The organism is Clostridium sp. AM54-37XD, assembly GCF_003478225.1.
Lineage (GTDB): Bacteria > Bacillota > Clostridia > Lachnospirales > Lachnospiraceae > Coprococcus > Coprococcus ammoniilyticus.
Genome location: NZ_QUEV01000008.1, coordinates 77,496 through 93,997, shown reverse-complemented (window position 1 = coordinate 93,997; position 16,502 = coordinate 77,496). Strand labels below are relative to the sequence as shown.

At 43.0% G+C, this 16,502-nt stretch carries 13 protein-coding genes; all 13 read right to left on the bottom strand.

The annotated features are described in order from the left end of the window. Positions 1-33 precede the first annotated feature (33 nt). A complete protein-coding gene (locus tag DXA07_RS08985; protein WP_118484329.1) occupies positions 34-1,794 on the bottom strand; it encodes an ABC transporter ATP-binding protein in 1,761 nt (586 codons plus the stop codon). Positions 1,795-1,810: 16 nt separating this feature from the next. Continuing rightward, positions 1,811-3,592 carry an ABC transporter ATP-binding protein gene (locus DXA07_RS08980; protein ID WP_118484327.1) on the bottom strand — a complete coding sequence of 594 codons (1,782 nt, stop codon included), beginning with the start codon at positions 3,590-3,592 and terminating at the stop codon, positions 1,811-1,813. A 208-nt stretch (positions 3,593-3,800) separates the two neighbouring features. Next, the gene (locus tag DXA07_RS08970; RefSeq protein ID WP_008402983.1) at positions 3,801-4,541 is read right to left on the bottom strand and encodes a YebC/PmpR family DNA-binding transcriptional regulator; all 741 of its coding nucleotides are present in this window, start codon (positions 4,539-4,541) and stop codon (positions 3,801-3,803) included. 98 nt (positions 4,542-4,639) lie between these two features. Further along, positions 4,640-5,446, bottom strand: coding sequence for a hemolysin family protein (locus DXA07_RS08965; protein ID WP_021944484.1), 807 nt, complete (start codon positions 5,444-5,446; stop codon positions 4,640-4,642). Positions 5,447-5,659: 213 nt separating this feature from the next. After that, positions 5,660-6,004 carry a type II toxin-antitoxin system PemK/MazF family toxin gene (locus DXA07_RS08960; protein WP_008402980.1) on the bottom strand — a complete coding sequence of 115 codons (345 nt, stop codon included), beginning with the start codon at positions 6,002-6,004 and terminating at the stop codon, positions 5,660-5,662. Positions 6,005-6,074: 70 nt separating this feature from the next. Then, positions 6,075-7,241, bottom strand: coding sequence for an alanine racemase (gene alr, locus DXA07_RS08955; protein WP_118484323.1), 1,167 nt, complete (start codon positions 7,239-7,241; stop codon positions 6,075-6,077). A gap of 26 nt (positions 7,242-7,267) precedes the next feature. After that, positions 7,268-8,818, bottom strand: coding sequence for an NAD(P)H-hydrate dehydratase (locus tag DXA07_RS08950; protein WP_117821939.1), 1,551 nt, complete (start codon positions 8,816-8,818; stop codon positions 7,268-7,270). 141 nt (positions 8,819-8,959) lie between these two features. Then, positions 8,960-10,228, bottom strand: a complete 1,269-nt coding sequence (ftsZ, locus tag DXA07_RS08945; protein ID WP_021944487.1) for a cell division protein FtsZ — start codon at positions 10,226-10,228, stop codon at positions 8,960-8,962. Positions 10,229-10,430: 202 nt separating this feature from the next. Next, positions 10,431-11,195, bottom strand: a complete 765-nt coding sequence (locus DXA07_RS08940) for a cell division protein FtsQ/DivIB (protein ID WP_117807344.1) — start codon at positions 11,193-11,195, stop codon at positions 10,431-10,433. A 22-nt stretch (positions 11,196-11,217) separates the two neighbouring features. After that, a complete protein-coding gene (gene ftsW / locus DXA07_RS08935) occupies positions 11,218-12,372 on the bottom strand; it encodes a putative lipid II flippase FtsW (RefSeq protein WP_226800980.1) in 1,155 nt (384 codons plus the stop codon). Next, complete coding sequence (gene murD / locus DXA07_RS08930) at positions 12,369-13,724, bottom strand: UDP-N-acetylmuramoyl-L-alanine--D-glutamate ligase (RefSeq protein ID WP_021944490.1); 1,356 nt, start codon at positions 13,722-13,724, stop codon at positions 12,369-12,371. The genes ftsW and murD overlap by 4 nt, the downstream gene beginning before the upstream one ends. 16 nt (positions 13,725-13,740) lie before the next feature. Then, positions 13,741-14,700: a phospho-N-acetylmuramoyl-pentapeptide-transferase gene (gene mraY / locus DXA07_RS08925; RefSeq protein WP_021944491.1), complete on the bottom strand. Its 960-nt coding sequence runs from the start codon at positions 14,698-14,700 to the stop codon at positions 13,741-13,743. A gap of 71 nt (positions 14,701-14,771) precedes the next feature. Next, positions 14,772-16,502, bottom strand: a complete 1,731-nt coding sequence (locus DXA07_RS08920; RefSeq protein ID WP_117821941.1) for a penicillin-binding transpeptidase domain-containing protein — start codon at positions 16,500-16,502, stop codon at positions 14,772-14,774.

The following is a 16,502-nucleotide window of genomic DNA, read 5'->3' as shown; positions in this document are numbered from 1 at the left end:
CTCCTTTATATAAATACAAATTTTTAGTTCCTACTAATGTGCAAACTGTGAATTGTAAAGGGTGTAATAGAATCCTTTCTGTGCTAAAAGTGATTCATGATTACCCTGCTCTATGATATGTCCATCCTTCATAACCAGTATAATATCAGATTCTTTGATCGTTGACAAACGATGCGCTACGACAAAGCTCGTTCTTCCCTTCATCATCTTCGCAAATGCACGCTGGATCCGGATCTCGGTTCTTGTATCGATCGATGATGTTGCTTCATCAAGGATCAGCATCGGTGGCAGATCAAGCATAACTCTGGTAATACATAAGAGCTGTTTCTGTCCCTGTGACAGTCCGCCGCCATCCTCTGATATCATGGTATCATACCCCTCCGGCAAACGCTTGATAAAGCTGTGTGCGTGGGACTGTTTTGCTGCTTCTATAATCTCCTCATCCGTCGCATCCGGTCTTCCGTATGCGATATTCTCCTTGATCGTTCCGGTCTTTAACCAGGTCTCCTGAAGAACCATACCATAGTTATCACGAAGGCTCTCTCTCGTTACCTGACGGATATCATGGTCATCTACAGAAATGGCTCCGGCATCTACATCATAGAACCGCATTAAAAGATTGATAACGGTACTCTTACCACATCCGGTCGGTCCGACGATCGCTACACGCTTACCCGGTTCAACCTTCAGATTCAGATTCTTGATCAGTTCTACATCTTTATTATAAGAGAAATCCACATGAGACAGATCCACCTGTCCATCTGCTTTCTCGATCACATAGGCATCCGCAGGCTCCGCGATCTCCGGTTCTTCATCGATCAGCTCAAATACTCTGGCTGCGGATGCAAGTGCATTCTGAAGCTCCGTTACGACGCCTGAGATCTCATTAAATGGCTTTGTATACTGGTTTGCATAGCTTAAAAAGCTGGTAAGCTGACCAACGGATATTCTTCCCTTGATCGCCATGACCGCACCGATGATGCCAACGCCGGTATATACTAAGCTGTTTACAAAACGGGTACACGGATTGGTAATGGATGAGAAGAAGGTCGCATCCAGTCCTGCCTTATTCAATCTCTTATTTACTTCGTTAAAACTGCCATTTACATTTTCTTCCATGGAAAAGGCTGTTACAACCTTCTGGTTTTCTACCATCTCATTAACAAGTGATGTCATCTCACCCTTGATCTCTGCCTGCTTTCTGAACATATGGTAGGTTTTCTTTGCGATAAATGCCGCAACAAACAGAGAAACCGGAGTGATCACAACAACCGCAACCGTGATCACAGCGTTAATCGATAACATGAAACAAAGCGTTCCAACGATAGTCATAACCCCGGTAAATAACTGTGTAAAGCCCATCAGCAGACCATCTGAAAACTGGTCTACATCTGCGATCACACGGCTTACGATATCACCATGGGTGTGAGAATCCACATAAGATAACGGAAGCTGTTCTAACTTCTTATATGCAGATGTACGGACATCATTTACAACATGATAAGTAACTTTATTATTCAATATATTCATGATCCACTGGCAGACTGCCGTAACCGCAACTACAATCACAAAACGGATTGCCAGTGTCTTTAATGCTCCGAAATCAACGGCTCCTTTTCCGACGATCTTATCTACCATATGTCCGGTAATGATCGGTGCATATAAGGTCAGAACAACGGATATCGCTGCACAGATCAGGGAAAGGACAACTAAGAAACTGTATCGTTTGATATACTTTAATATTCTGCCAAGTGTTTTCTTATTGACAGACGTACTTTTTTCTTTTTTACTCATCGTCGTTTCCTCCTTCCTATGCCATTGCATTTCCGGCAGAAGTCTTTTTACCGGATACTTCATTTGCCGATAACTGTGACTGACATATCTCCTGATATACCTCACAGGACTGTAACAGTTCCTCGTGGGTTCCGATACCTGCAACCTGTCCATCATCTAATACAATGATCTGATCGGCTCCCATGATCGTCGATGCTCGTTGGGAAACGATAAATACGGTCATACCCTTTGTCTGCTCTTTGATCGCACGCCGAAGAGCTGCGTCTGTTGCAAAGTCAAGTGCCGATGCACTGTCATCCATGATCAGGATCTCAGGCTTTCTTACAACTGCTCTTGCGATCGTAAGACGCTGCTTCTGCCCACCGGATAAGTTCTTGCCACCCTGTGTAATCTTAAAGTTCATGCCATCTGTTTTCTGATCAACGAATTCTTTTGCCTGTGCGATCGTAAGTGCCTCATTGATCTCTTCTTCCGTTGCGTCATTTTTACCCCAGCGGATATTCTCGGCGATCGTGCCCTGGAACAGAACTGCCTTCTGCGGAACTACACCTACCTTCATTCGAAGGGAACGGAGATCATAGTCCTTTACATCCACACCATCGATCTTAACCACACCACCGGTGGCATCATAGAATCTCGGGATCAGGTTGACCAGAGAACTCTTACCGGAACCCGTACCACCGATAATACCGATCGTTTCTCCCGCTTTTACCGTAAAGGATATACCGGTCAGTGAATCTTCCGATGCTTTACCATACCGTAAGGCTACGTTGTCAAATACCACCTTAGGAACATCCTGGCCGGCTGCCTTCTGTGCTTCTGATAAAGCAGAATCTTCTTCAACCTCTGTGATCGATGGCTTCGTATCAAACACAACATTGATTCTCTTTGCACATGCGATCGACTTTGTGATGTTAATGATCAGATTGGCAAGCTTTACAAGCTCAACTAAGATCTGTGACATGTAGTTGATCAGTGCAACAACCTTACCCTGTGACAGGATACCGATATCGGTCTGTCCGGCTGCGATCCAGATGATCGCAACAGTTGCAAGATTGATGATCACATATGTGACAGGATTTAAGAATGCCGAGATTCTTCCGACATACAACTGAATATCCATCAGATCATCGGTTGACTTATCGAATTCATCAACCTCTTTCTGCTGTCTGTTAAATGCCCGGATCACACGGGCACCTTCCAGATTCTCTCGGGTCAGAAGCATGACCTTATCCAGTCTTGCCTGTACCTTCTTAAACAATGGAATGCTGACAAGCATAATTCCGAATACAACGATCGACAATGCCGGTATTGTAACCACAAAGGTCATGGCTGATTTGACATCGATCGTAAATGACATGATCATCGCACCGAATACGATAAACGGAGAACGTAAGAACAAACGGAGCACCAGATTGACACCTGTCTGGATCTGGTTGATATCACTGGTCATTCGAGTAAGCAGTGTCGATGTTCCGATCGTATCAATCTCATTATAAGAAAGACTTGTGATATGACGGAACAGATTACTTCGAAGTGCCGTTCCGAATCCGGTCGCTGCTTTTGCGGAAAAATACTGTGCTGTCAGTGAACAGCTCAGGCCGATGATACCAAGTGCGATCATAACGAGACACATCCGAAGAACATACCCCATGTCCTGATTCTTAATACCGGTATCAATAATATGTGCCATTACGATCGGGATCAGCAGTTCGAAACAGGCTTCCAACATTTTAAATAATGGTGCCAGAACCGATTCTTTTTTATAGTCCCGTAAATATCTTAATATTCCCTTCATTCTACTCTCCTACTCTTGTTGTAAAATGTATATGCTCTCTGCATTTGTTTTTAACATACCATATGCCAGGCGTGCTGCCAAACGGCTTTCTGCCGTCCTGCTGCCTGCCTGGCATACATATATGGTAGAATCTCCACAACACCTTACATAAAATTGCATGTGGATTCTGTGGAAATTCTTTCATGCACAAATGGCATGAACGATATAATTATTCCTCATCCGGAAGATTTGCATTGTGATATACGGCCTGTACATCATCATCTTCATCTAAGAGATCCAGAATTCTTGTAAACTTCTTTACAACCTCAGGATCTGTCAGATCTACATAGTTCTGTGGGATCATGGTAAGCTCTGCTTCTGCCATCTTGATTCCCTCTTTTTCAAGAGCCTCTCTGACTGCTGAGAAATCATCCGGTGTTGTGATGATCTCAAAGCTGTCTTCCTCTTCACTGAAATCCTCAGCTCCGGCATCCAGTGCCATCATCATAAGATCATCTGCATCCATATCACATTCTTCTTTATCGATAATGATCTGTCCTTTATTATCAAACATATAAGATACACAACCGGTCGTTCCTACGTTTCCGCCGCCCTTTGTAAATGCATTTCTTACATTTGCAGCCGTTCTGTTCTTATTATCTGTAAGAGTATCAACGATGATCGCTGTACCGTTCGGACCATATCCTTCGTATGTATTAGCAACATAATTTACTGAGTTTGCATCACCTGCTGCTCTGTCGATACCACGCTTGATCGTATCGTTTGGCATATTGTTTGCCTTTGCCTTTGCGATTACATCACGAAGCTTACTGTTGTTATCAGGGTTTGCACCACCTTCTTTTACAGCGATCGCAATTTCCTTACCGATAATGGTAAAGATCTTACCCTTTGCAGCATCGTTCTTTTCTTTCTTATGTTTAATATTTGCAAATTTTGAATGTCCTGACATTTTTTTACTCCTTAACTCTGTAATTCTATCTTTTGAATATCCATTTTCGGATATCGGTTTCTTTTTTGAAGCTTTATAAGCCCAACTGGTTCATAATATCATACCTGATTTTCATTTTCAACCTTGGTTATCCGCACCTTATCGATCATCTTATCCTTGATCCCAATGGTCTCAAAATTATATCCCTTATATGTAATATCTATTTTTTCGTTCTCATAAGGGAGCCTTCCCAGTTCATACAGCATAAACCCGTTCAGTGTCTGAAAATCCTCATCCGGAAACTCAATTCCCAGATGTTCCGACAATTCATCCAGTTCTGCTCTGCCGCCCACGATATATCCATGACCCGCAAGTGCAATATCATCGTCATCATCATCGTATTCATCAAAAATATTGCCGACAATTTCTTCCAGAATATCTTCCATCGCTATGATGCCTTCTGTCTGACCATACTCATCCACCACAATAACCATATGAATTTTCTCTTTCTGCATCCGTTTGAATAATTCCGATATATTCTTTGTCGGATGCACAAATAGCGGCTCAACCATGATCTGTTCGATCGTCTGATTCTTATCCTTTAAATACGCTTTTACGAAATCCTTAAAATAAAGGATTCCGACTATATTGTCCAGATCATCATCAAACACCGGATATCTGGAATAATTATTCTCCAGCATGATCTTGATCGTTTCATCCATTGTAGTATGTTTGTCGATTCCAACTACATCGGAACGCGGCGTCATAACATCCCGGACTTCTTTCTCACTGAATTCAAAAATATTTGTGATCATCTCTACTTCGTCATCATGAATGAGCCCCTGTTCATTGCCCTCATTGACCATGGAAATAATCTCTTCCTCAACTTTTTCTTCATCAGCTTTTCTGTTATTAAATAATTTCATATACCAGACAGTCTCTGTCTACAAATCACCTCTCCTGTTCGTTTCATTCTGCATTCACTCTTAATTCCACACGAATGCAAATATAATGGAAATATATCATTAATTCCAACATTCGTCAATTTTTTCATATGAGAATCTGTATAATCCGTATTCATATGGGAATCTGTATAACTGTATGATTATACAATGTCTATAATTACCATGCCACAAAGATCAATACAGATCCAGACTGATCTTTAATGCAATATCTACCTTTTTCAGAATGTCATCTCCCATATGGCATACTTTTTCTTTTAATCTCTGTTTATCGATCGTACGCACCTGTTCCAATAGAACAACCGAATCCTTTGCCAGATCATACCGGCTGGAATCAATCTCAACATGTGTAGGCAGCTTCGCCTTGTTCATCTTGCTGGTGATCGCTGCACAGATCACAGTAGAACTGTGTTTATTTCCCGCTTCATTTTGTATGATAAGTACCGGTCTGACTCCTCCCTGTTCCGAACCAACGACAGGCCGTAAATCAGCATAAAATATATCGCCTCTTCTGATTACCAATTCTTTTCACTCCATTTATTTATTAATATCTTCTGTTGTGAAAAGTATTTCCAATTCTATTCTATGATATTCAGTTTCGACGTAGATAATTCACTTCCCCGACTTCTTTTCCACCCCTAATATAGACTCTTGGTACACGTCTTCCGATATTACAGATCAGTTCATAGTTGAAGCTGTTTGCCGGTTCCGCAACTTCTTCCACCGTGATCTCTTTATCTCCACATTTTCCGATCAGAACAACTGTATCACCGACTGACGTCTCCGGTATATCACTTACATCGATCATAAACTGATCCATACAGACACGTCCGGTGATCGGTGCATACTTACCATGAATGATCACACGCCCGATATTGGACTGTGCTCTTGGATATCCGTCAGCATAACCGGCAGACACGGTTGCTATTCTCATATCATGCGGTGCGACAAATGTCCATCCATAGCCGATACCTGTTCCTGCTTTCACATTCTTCACATGAACTACCTTGGCAAGTAGTTCCATTGCCGGCTTAAGTACCGCGATCGAATGATCGACCTCATCCGATGGATATAGTCCGTATGTTACGATACCGGATCTTACCATATCAAAGCCTTCATTATCCATCTCCATGATTCCTGCGCTGTTTGATATATGCTTTACAGGAATCGATATCCCCCGTTCTTCTAATCTGCCGATTACAGACCGGAATAACGCAAGCTGTCCATTTGCAGCTGTTTTATCGTATTCGTCCGCCTTTGAATAATGTGTAAATATTCCCTCGATCTCAATTCCCGGCATATGCGCGATCTCCACGATATCATTGATACCTGCATCATCACACTGAAAGCCGATCCGGCTCATACCGGTATCCATCTTGATATGGATCTTTGCTTTTGATCCTTTCTTTACCGCATCATCTGAGAGAATGGCACATTCAGCTTTATCATACATCGCAGGTCTTACATCGTATGTGATCAGTTCATCATACTCTGATGGGTCTGTATATCCAAGTATCAACAACGGCTTCTCACATCCTGCATGACGAAGCTCTACCGCCTCATCAATACAGGCAACCGCATAAAAGTCTGTCAGATCAGAAAGGGCTCTTGAAACCTCTACTGCTCCGTGGCCATAGGCATCTGCCTTGATCACGGCAAGCATCTTCATACTCTCCGGCACACATGCCTTCATCATTTTTATATTTTCTCTGATATTATCCAGATTGATATCTGCTTCTATTCTTCTATATTTATTCATTTGTCTGCGCCTCTGCCTATTATATTTTATACATAAGAACTCATGATCGGACCGATCTCATCGATCAGACTGCCGGCGGTTATAGCCGCCTTTCCATACCGTTTCTTTGCACGATCCCCTGCAAGCCCGTGTATATACACCCCAAGTCTTGCTGCCTCTGTCGGAGATATTCCACCGGCAGATAGCCCTGCAATCATTCCGGCAAGAACATCCCCTGAACCTGCTGTTGCCATACCATCATTTCCCGAAGTGTTCATGTAAGTATGCACGCCTCCGTCACTGACACAGGTTCTTGCATCTTTTAATACACACACGAGTGTTTCTGCTTCCGCAAATGTCCTGCACTCACGAACCGGTGCTTCTTTTAATTCAGCCACTGTCTTTCCTGTCAGTCTGGACATTTCTTTTACATGAGGGGTGATAACAAGTGCTATATTCCCTGTCTGTCTGCTGATTTCCCCTGATGCAAGCAGCTCCTTATGTGCTGACAAAAGATTAAGTCCATCTGCATCAACAACGATCGTTCCTTTGAAATTCTCCAGCACTGTCTTAAGCATACATTCCGCTTCTTTTCCGGTTCCGATACCCGGTCCGATCAGAATGACATCTGCCCATGCACATGCATTCTCCGCACAGATAACTGCTGTTTTCTCATCCTGATATGTCATCATCAATGCTTCCGGCAGATATCCCCCGACAATCACTCTGTTATCCTTATGGGTATATACCTTTACCATACCACTTCCAACCCGGTAGGCTGCTGATGCCGCAAGACAGGCTGCTCCCGATATCTCCTGACTGCCGGCTATGACTGCAACTTTTCCAAAGGTTCCTTTATTTCCATCCGGTCTTCGTTTATTCAGCCGGTTCAGATCCCCTTCATCATATGTAAATATCTCCGGCATCACCATATCAACTGCCTTATCCGGAAATCCGATATCTTTTACAAGGATCTCTCCACAATATCCATGTCCCGGATAAACGGTCATACCGACCTTCATTAACCCCATTGTTACTGTAAGATCCGCCTTTACTGCAACATTCATTACCCGTCCGGTCGTAGCCGATATACCGGATGGGATATCTACTGCTACCACATATGCCGGCATATCATTGATATGATCAATGACCTCTTTATGGATTCCTTCTATGTCACGCTTTAATCCAACTCCAAAGATTGCATCTACGATTACATCATATTCTCCATTCGGAAAATCCTCTGTAATCTTGATCCCAAGCTGTCCAAGTATACTCTCCTGAACCTTATAACTCTCTGTTGCTCTGCTAACCTGTCCGATACAGTACACATCTACCAGATATCCTTTTTCTGCCAGCATCCTTGCTACAGCCAGACCGTCCCCTCCATTATTGCCGCGTTCTGTTACAACAAGGATCCTGGTATATGCTGTCCGTCCGGTATCATGTTCTCCTGTTTTTATCCGTGAAAATCTTTTTTCTATTTCTTCTGTTACAGCAAGTGCTGCACGTTCCATCAACACCAGACCGGGAATTCCAATCTGTTCAATGGAGATCTGATCGATCTTCTGCATTTCCTCTCCGGTTGCCAGGAATCTCATATCTGTCTCCTTCCATGTTATGATTTTTATATCCATTAACTGATGCAGATATTATTTCTACATAACAGCTTATTGCACAAATGCCATGGCAATATCGCCATGGCATCCGTACATATACATATCTGTCCGCATCTCTGCTATTTATCTTTTCTTTAAAAATTCCGGTATTCTGATACTGTCATTTGACTGTACAGTTGGTCTTGCCGGTTTTGGAGACGGAGCTACATGCGGCTCAACCGGAGCAGCTGTTCTTGTTGTATTTGGAACTACCGGCTTTGCTGTCTGTGATGCTGCTCCTGCATCTGACAGGAAAGTAGGACGGATGGAAGATGATCCACCAAGTGCCTGTCCACCATAAGTAGGTGTTGTCTTTCTTGCTTCTCCAAATGATGTTGTATTAACTGTATCAAGCTTTGGAGCTGCAGTTCCTGCGAATCTGCTGACAGGTGTAGTTGTCTCTGCTTTCTCAAGGCCTGTAGCAATGATCGTAATGCTGATCTCCTCACCCATGTTATCATTGTCAACTGTACCGAAGATGATATTTACACCATCACCGGCCTGTTCAGTCAGGTAAGTAACTGCATCGTATGCTTCCACGATACCAATATTTCCTGAGAAGTTTACAATAATATCGGTTGCACCGGATACTGTTGTCTCCAGTAATGGTGAATCCATAGCTTCCTTGATCGCATCAACAGCCTTGTTCTCACCGCTTGCGGAACCGATACCGATATGTGCAATACCCTTGTCTCTCATAACAGTCTGGATGTCTGCAAAGTCGAGGTTGATAAGACCCGGTTTATTGATCAGGTCTGTTACACCCTGAACGCCCTGCTGAAGAACCTGGTCTGCTTTCTTTAAAGCATCCGGAATACTGGTTCTCTTATCACAGATCTGTAATAACTTATCATTTGGAATAACGATCAGTGTATCAACATTCTCTTTTAATCTTGCAATTCCTTCCATCGCATTCTTCATACGAGGCTTTCCTTCAAAACCAAATGGCTTTGTTACAACACCAACTGTCAGGATACCAAGATTTCTTGCCATCTCCGCAACAACAGGTGCTGCGCCGGTTCCGGTACCACCACCCATACCACATGTTACGAATACCATGTTGGCATCTTTGATAATATCTGCTATCTCTTCTCTATTCTCTTCAACTGCACTGGCACCGATCTCAGGCTTTGCACCTGCACCAAGTCCCTTTGTCAGCTTCTCACCAATCTGAATCTTTGTTGTAGCTCTGCTTAATGAAAGTGCCTGTTTATCCGTGTTGATCGCTATCAGCTCCACACCTTCTACATTTTCATCAATCATTCTGTTTACTGCATTGTTACCAGCGCCACCTACTCCTATTACCAGTATTCTAGCTGGTGTTCTCTCATCGTTAGACTTTATTTCGAGCAAGGTTGTTTCCTCCTTCTATATATTTCTTTATAATTCCTGTACAGCTCCCTCCCCCGGTTGTCTTCATTCTGTAAGCAAATCACAGGCTGCAGATCTGGCACCCGCAACCCAAAGTACAGGGAGTGTACATCTATATAATCGCATTAATATCTTAATAATACGATTTTTTCATAAATAACGCAACAACTTTTTGTTTTAAATTTTACTTATTTTCCTTAAATATTGCGTTTCCACTGCTTGCCGAATAATCCGACAGATCCAGGGTTCCACTTTTCCCTTCCAGTTTAGAAAGAATGCTTTCCAGATTCATAAGCTTGTCCTCCAGCCCGGATCCGCTTCCAAGCTCTATTTTGATCTTGTCCTTATACAAGATGATCTCATTGTCATTATTAAACCGGATCTCATCGATCAACAGCTTGTTCTTATCGATCAACTGTGTCATCGTCAAGATCTCCTGAAACATATCCTCGTTCGTTACAGGGAGCTTTTCACCCACAACGATACGGTCAAATTTCAATCCCTGAATACACGGAACATCCTCCAGCTTTTCGGAAGACGTTTCAAGCACGCGGCCATCATTATCAAAATAAATATACTGATCCATATAGCTCACACAACCAGCCATGGACTTCTCATATACTGTGATCGTTATGGTATGTCTTCCAATCACTTCAATCTGAAATTTATCAATAAAGGTTACATCCTCTACCGGATGCATTCTGTTGTCCAGATAGAAAAACAGGGTATTATCCGCTTTTTTCCCTTTTGTTACAATATCTATGATCTCATCCTCTGTATAATGCACATTGCCGGACACCTGTATCTTGGTCAGACTGTAGCATTTCAGGATATAGACATAGGCACTAAGGCATATAAGCAGCAGCGCACCAAGAATGATCAACAGAATCTTACCTGCCTTTCTTCCCTTTTTCTTTTCAGTTTCGCTCTCTGTTCTCCTGTTCTGCATCTTTTATATCTTCCTATCCATTTTATCTTCCCGGCTTCATCTGTCTGGCAACAGCAAGCACCAGTCCCATCTCAAGAAGCATGAAACATATCGAGCTTCCACCATAACTGATAAATGGAAGCGGTACACCGGTCGGGGGTATCGTATTTGTTACAACACTGATATTGATCAATACCTGAACAGCAACATGTGCCATAACACCGGTTGCGATCAGACCTCCAAACCGTTCACCGGAATTGATTGCGATCAGTGCGCATCTGTATATCAGGACCACAAACATTGCGATTACAAGTGCCGCACCAAATAAACCAAGCTCTTCACAGATAACGGAAAAAATCATGTCATTATGGGACTCTGGTATAAATCCCATCTTCTGGATACTGTTCCCAATGCCTCTTCCAAAAAAGCCTCCGGATCCGATCGCATAAAGGGACTGCATCGTCTGGTATCCATCATCGTATTTTTCCGGTGCAAGCCAGATACGGATACGATCTGCACGATAGCCTGCTGTTGCAATAAATATCACGCACATCAGGATTCCGATCAGCCCCATCAGCACAAACGGCCATTTTTTCGGGCTGGCGACAAATACAATGATCACCACAATGCCAAAGCATATGATCGCGGTACTTAAGTTCTCGATCGCGATCAGTATGATCGTTACAAACGGAAGCAGAAGCATCTTCGCCAGACCCTTCAGTGTATTCAGGCTTCTGGGTTTTCTGGTACAGATATCTGCGGTATATACGATCAGCGCAAGCTTTGCAAATTCCGACGGCTGGAATCCAAATGCACCAATATAGATCCATCTGGTCGATCCATGGCTCGCACTTCCTATAATGTAGACCAGCACTAAAAGTGCCATTGCCACATACAGAAAATATTTGGAATATCTTGCATATCTGCGATAATCGATCTTCGATACCAGAAACATTCCAAACAGTGCAACAAGTTCAAAAACAAGCTGTCGTTTTGCAAAATATGTACTGTCACCATACAGTTCATCTGCCCGGTAGGAACTGGTGCTGTAAACCATGACCAGTCCAAACAGAACAAGCCCCAGTACAATGCCAAGCAGCGGATAGTCAAAGTAACGTCCGCTGTACCATAACGGCTTTCTTCTGCTATCTATCTCATTTGTATCTGTGTTCCTGTTTCTGTCATTCAAATATTTCACTCCTTAAAATCGCGGACATATTCTTTGAACATTCTTCCTCTTTGCTCGTAATTATCAAACATTCCCCAGCTTGCACATGCTGGAGAAAGAAGAACTGCTTCTCCATCCTTTGCATTCTCATGACAATATTTTACCGCTCCTAACAGATCGTCTTCAAATACAATATTATGGAATCCGTGTTTCTTGGCAGTCTCTGCGATCTTCTTCGCCGTCTGACCGATCAGAACCAAACATCTGACTTTTCCGTCAAATGCATCGATCCATTCATCATAGGTAGAGCCTTTATCATAGCCTCCACCGATCAGATAAGTCGGTTTTACCATTGCCTGAATTCCCTTGATGGCTGCATCCGGATTGGTTCCCTTGGAATCATTGTAATAATCCACACCAGCCACTGTCTTTACATACTCTATTCTATGCTCTACGGCTTTAAAACTGACTGCAACATCACGAATGACATTGACCGGCACTCCCATATAATAAGAGATACCAACTGCAGCGAGCACATTTTCAACATTGTGGGAACCGAGCAGGATCAGATCCTTTAATGCAAGGACATCGATCTTTTCTCCATTTGCCTCGATCACAATGTGACCATCCTCTACATATACACCGCCTGCAGGCTTCTCCAGTCTGCTGAAATATACAACTCTTGGGCGGATTCCCTCTGCCATTGCTCTTGTATGATCATCATCATAGTTTAATACAACCACATCATCTTCTGTCTGATTCTTTGTGATCGACTTCTTGACATTTCCGTAATTTTCAAATGTATAATGACGGTTCAGATGATCCGGTGTCAGATTTAAGATTGCACTGACATTCGGATGAAAATCCACGATCGTCTCTAACTGGAAGCTGCTGATCTCTGCCACTGTTGCACTGTCATCATCGGTTGTATCACAAAGCTCGGTATATGGAATACCGATATTTCCAACTACGATCGTCTTCGGATTCCACGCCTTTACGATCTCGCCAACAAGTGCCGTCGTCGTTGTCTTGCCATTTGTTCCTGTGATCGCAGCGATCTTTCCTTTACCAAAATAATATGCAAGCTCAATCTCACTCCATACCGGAATGCCTGCTTTCTTTATATCCTCTACAAATGCAGAATCAACCGGAATACCCGGGCTTATAACCATAATATCTGTCTGCTTTAATACTTCATCCGTTAATTTTCCAAGCAGGATCGTAACAAGTTCTGACTGGGAGAGTTTCTCCATCAGATCATTTTTATCTCTTTTTTCATTTTCATCAAACAGCGTAACCTTTACGCCATGAGCGATCAGCAGCTTTGCTGCACTGATGCCGCTCTTACCTGTACCAGCCACTAAAGCATTTTTAAAATTCATCTTCATATCCTCCGTATTAAACAGCCAGTAAACCTACAACACAAAGTACGGCTGTTACTATCGCAAATATTGATACAACCTTTGTCTCAGGCCATCCGGAAAGCTCAAAATGATGATGGATCGGTGCCATTTTGAACACTCGTTTTCCAGTCAGTTTGAATGAAACTACCTGGATGATAACCGATAATACTTCTATAAAATAAATGAATGCCACGATCAGAATAAATAATGGCATCTTCAGCATGTATGCGATCGATGCTACAAATCCGCCAAGTGCAAGAGAACCGGTGTCACCCATAAACACTCTTGCAGGGTATACATTATATACAAGGAATCCTAACAAGCTTCCCATTGCTGCACAGGAGATAGGTGCAAGACCGGATCCGGTTCCGATCGCAACAACTGTAAAGAATGTAGCGATCAATGCTGTTACGGAAGAAGCAAGACCATCCAGACCATCTGTGAAGTTTGCACCATTTACTGTTCCAAGTACAACAAAGAATAACAAAACGATATAAACCCATTTATCAAGAACAACTGTCTTACCGACAAATGGAATAATGATCTCGTTGTTGATCTCGGTATATTTCTCAATATAATATGCAAAAACTGCTGTTACAACGAACTGTCCGAGCATCTTCTGCCATGCACGAAGTCCCAGGGAACGCTTCATAACGACTTTGATATAATCATCCAGAAATCCGATCAGCCCAAAACCAAGTGTTACAAACAATACCGGAAGGATATCCGGATAATCCTTCATATAAAATAACGAGGTAATCACCAGACTCAACAGAATGATCAGTCCGCCCATTGTCGGTGTTCCTGATTTCTTCAGATGTGTTTCCGGTCCATCATCTCGTACAAACTGTCCAAATTTCAGTTTCTTTAAAAATGGGATCACGATCGGGCTTAACACCACGCTGATTCCAAACGCTATAAGTATCGGTAAAATAATTGAAAAATCCAAGTTCATTTCTTTGTACTCCTTACCCGTCATTTCATTTTGAAATGGCTATATTTTTCCTCACGTATGAGGTAATTTTCTTATTCCTCTTTTGGTATTCCCAGATATGGAAGGATATTGGAAAATACCTCCTGTATGACAGGGGCTGCTATCGTTCCTCCATAATATACTCCTGTCGGTTCATCGATCATAACAAATGCCATGACCTGCGGATCATTTGCCGGTGCAAATCCTAGGAAAGATGATATGTATTTTCCGGTTCCTCTCGGATACTTCTCACTGGTTGCTGTCTTGCCGCCAATCCGGTATCCCTCGATCTGCGCCTTGCTGCCTCCGCCTTCTGCCACAACAGACTCCAACAGATCACGCATTGTCGCCGATGTTTCACTACCGACCGCCCCTTGGGTGACCGGATATTGAAGCTCCGTCATAACCTGACTCTCCGCATCCACCACCTTCATACCGATATGTGGTGTGATCTTATTCCCACCATTTATAACGGTTGCTGCAGCAGTCACAAACTGGATCGGTGATATCTGAAAGGACTGTCCAAATGACATCGTTGCCAGTTCTACCGGTCCGATATCGGAAAGCTTATGCATAATGGAATTTGCCTCACCCGGAAGATCGATCCCGGTTTTCTGAAACAATCCAAGCTTCTGATAGGTCTGATACAGATTCGTGGCTCCTGTCCGTTCTCCGATCGTCATAAATGCCGGATTGCAGGAATTCATCAGTGCATGCCGGAAGTCCTCCGAACCATGTCCTGTCGTCTTATGGCACCGGATCCTGCGATCCTCCACGATCTTATATCCCGGACAGTAAAAGGTATCCGATAAGGATACGGTTCCAGCCTCAAGGGCTGCTGTCGCTGTCACGATCTTAAAGGTCGATCCCGGTTCGTACGTATCACTGACTGTAAAATTACGCCACATATTGTTTAACGCATCCATCTTCTCACCGTCAGTCATACTCTCGTATCCAGCCAGATCCGTGTTCAACTGAAATGGCTGGTTCAGATCATATTCCGGCACATCAACCATGGCATAGATCTCTCCATTCTGCGGATTCATAATGATCATTGCCACACGTTTTGCCTGCTTCTCTTCCATAACGGAAAGAGCCGCCTGTGTTGCATATTTTTGTATTGTCAAGTCCAGTGAAAGTACCAGGTCATCTCCCGGTACAGGACTTACTCTCGTTTCTTTTACATTTGGCAGTTCGATTCCCTTTGCATCCGTTACTGTATGAATGCTTCCGTCCTCTCCTGCCAGAATTTCATTATACCAGACCTCAAGGCCAACGATTCCCTGATTGTCTGCTCCTGTAAAGCCAAGAACCTTGGATGCAAGGCTTCCATAAGGATAATACCTTTTATAGTCCTCGTCAACCTTAATTCCGGCAACATTTAATTCTCGGATCTGATCTCCGGTTTCCTTCGCAACGTTTGTTGCGATCAATTCACGGGAGGATACCTTGGTTACTTTTTTGCGTATCTCCGCTTCTCCCTTATCCAGATATTCATTCAGAACCTGTATAACTGCTTCTTCATCCTCAATCTGGCTGTGGATGACCGATACGGAACAGACTGCTTTATTATCAGCCAGGATATTTCCATTTCTGTCGTATATCCTTCCTCTTGGTGCTTTGATGCTTCGTTCTCTTTCATGAAGCCCGGTTGCTGCACGATTATAATAATCCGCTTTTGCAACCATCAGATAAGCAAGTCTTCCCATCAGAAAAACCGCAGTCATTACGATCGCTATACATGTAAAATATATCTTTCTCCGATTATAACTATAAAGCTTCAT

What these genes read in the sequence shown, in the direction of transcription:
- mraY (WP_021944491.1), bottom strand. Translation starts at nt 14,700, where the DNA reads ATGAACTTGGATTTTTCAATTATTTTACCGATACTTATAGCGTTTGGA.
- alr (WP_118484323.1), bottom strand. Translation starts at nt 7,241, where the DNA reads ATGAATAAATATAGAAGAATAGAAGCAGATATCAATCTGGATAATATC.
- DXA07_RS08940 (WP_117807344.1), bottom strand. Translation starts at nt 11,195, where the DNA reads ATGCAGAACAGGAGAACAGAGAGCGAAACTGAAAAGAAAAAGGGAAGA.
- DXA07_RS08970 (WP_008402983.1), bottom strand. Translation starts at nt 4,541, where the DNA reads ATGTCAGGACATTCAAAATTTGCAAATATTAAACATAAGAAAGAAAAG.
- murD (WP_021944490.1), bottom strand. Translation starts at nt 13,724, where the DNA reads ATGAATTTTAAAAATGCTTTAGTGGCTGGTACAGGTAAGAGCGGCATC.
- DXA07_RS08980 (WP_118484327.1), bottom strand. Translation starts at nt 3,592, where the DNA reads ATGAAGGGAATATTAAGATATTTACGGGACTATAAAAAAGAATCGGTT.
- DXA07_RS08965 (WP_021944484.1), bottom strand. Translation starts at nt 5,446, where the DNA reads ATGAAATTATTTAATAACAGAAAAGCTGATGAAGAAAAAGTTGAGGAA.
- DXA07_RS08950 (WP_117821939.1), bottom strand. Translation starts at nt 8,818, where the DNA reads ATGAGATTCCTGGCAACCGGAGAGGAAATGCAGAAGATCGATCAGATC.
- DXA07_RS08920 (WP_117821941.1), bottom strand. Translation starts at nt 16,502, where the DNA reads ATGAAGCTTTATAGTTATAATCGGAGAAAGATATATTTTACATGTATA.
- DXA07_RS08985 (WP_118484329.1), bottom strand. Translation starts at nt 1,794, where the DNA reads ATGAGTAAAAAAGAAAAAAGTACGTCTGTCAATAAGAAAACACTTGGC.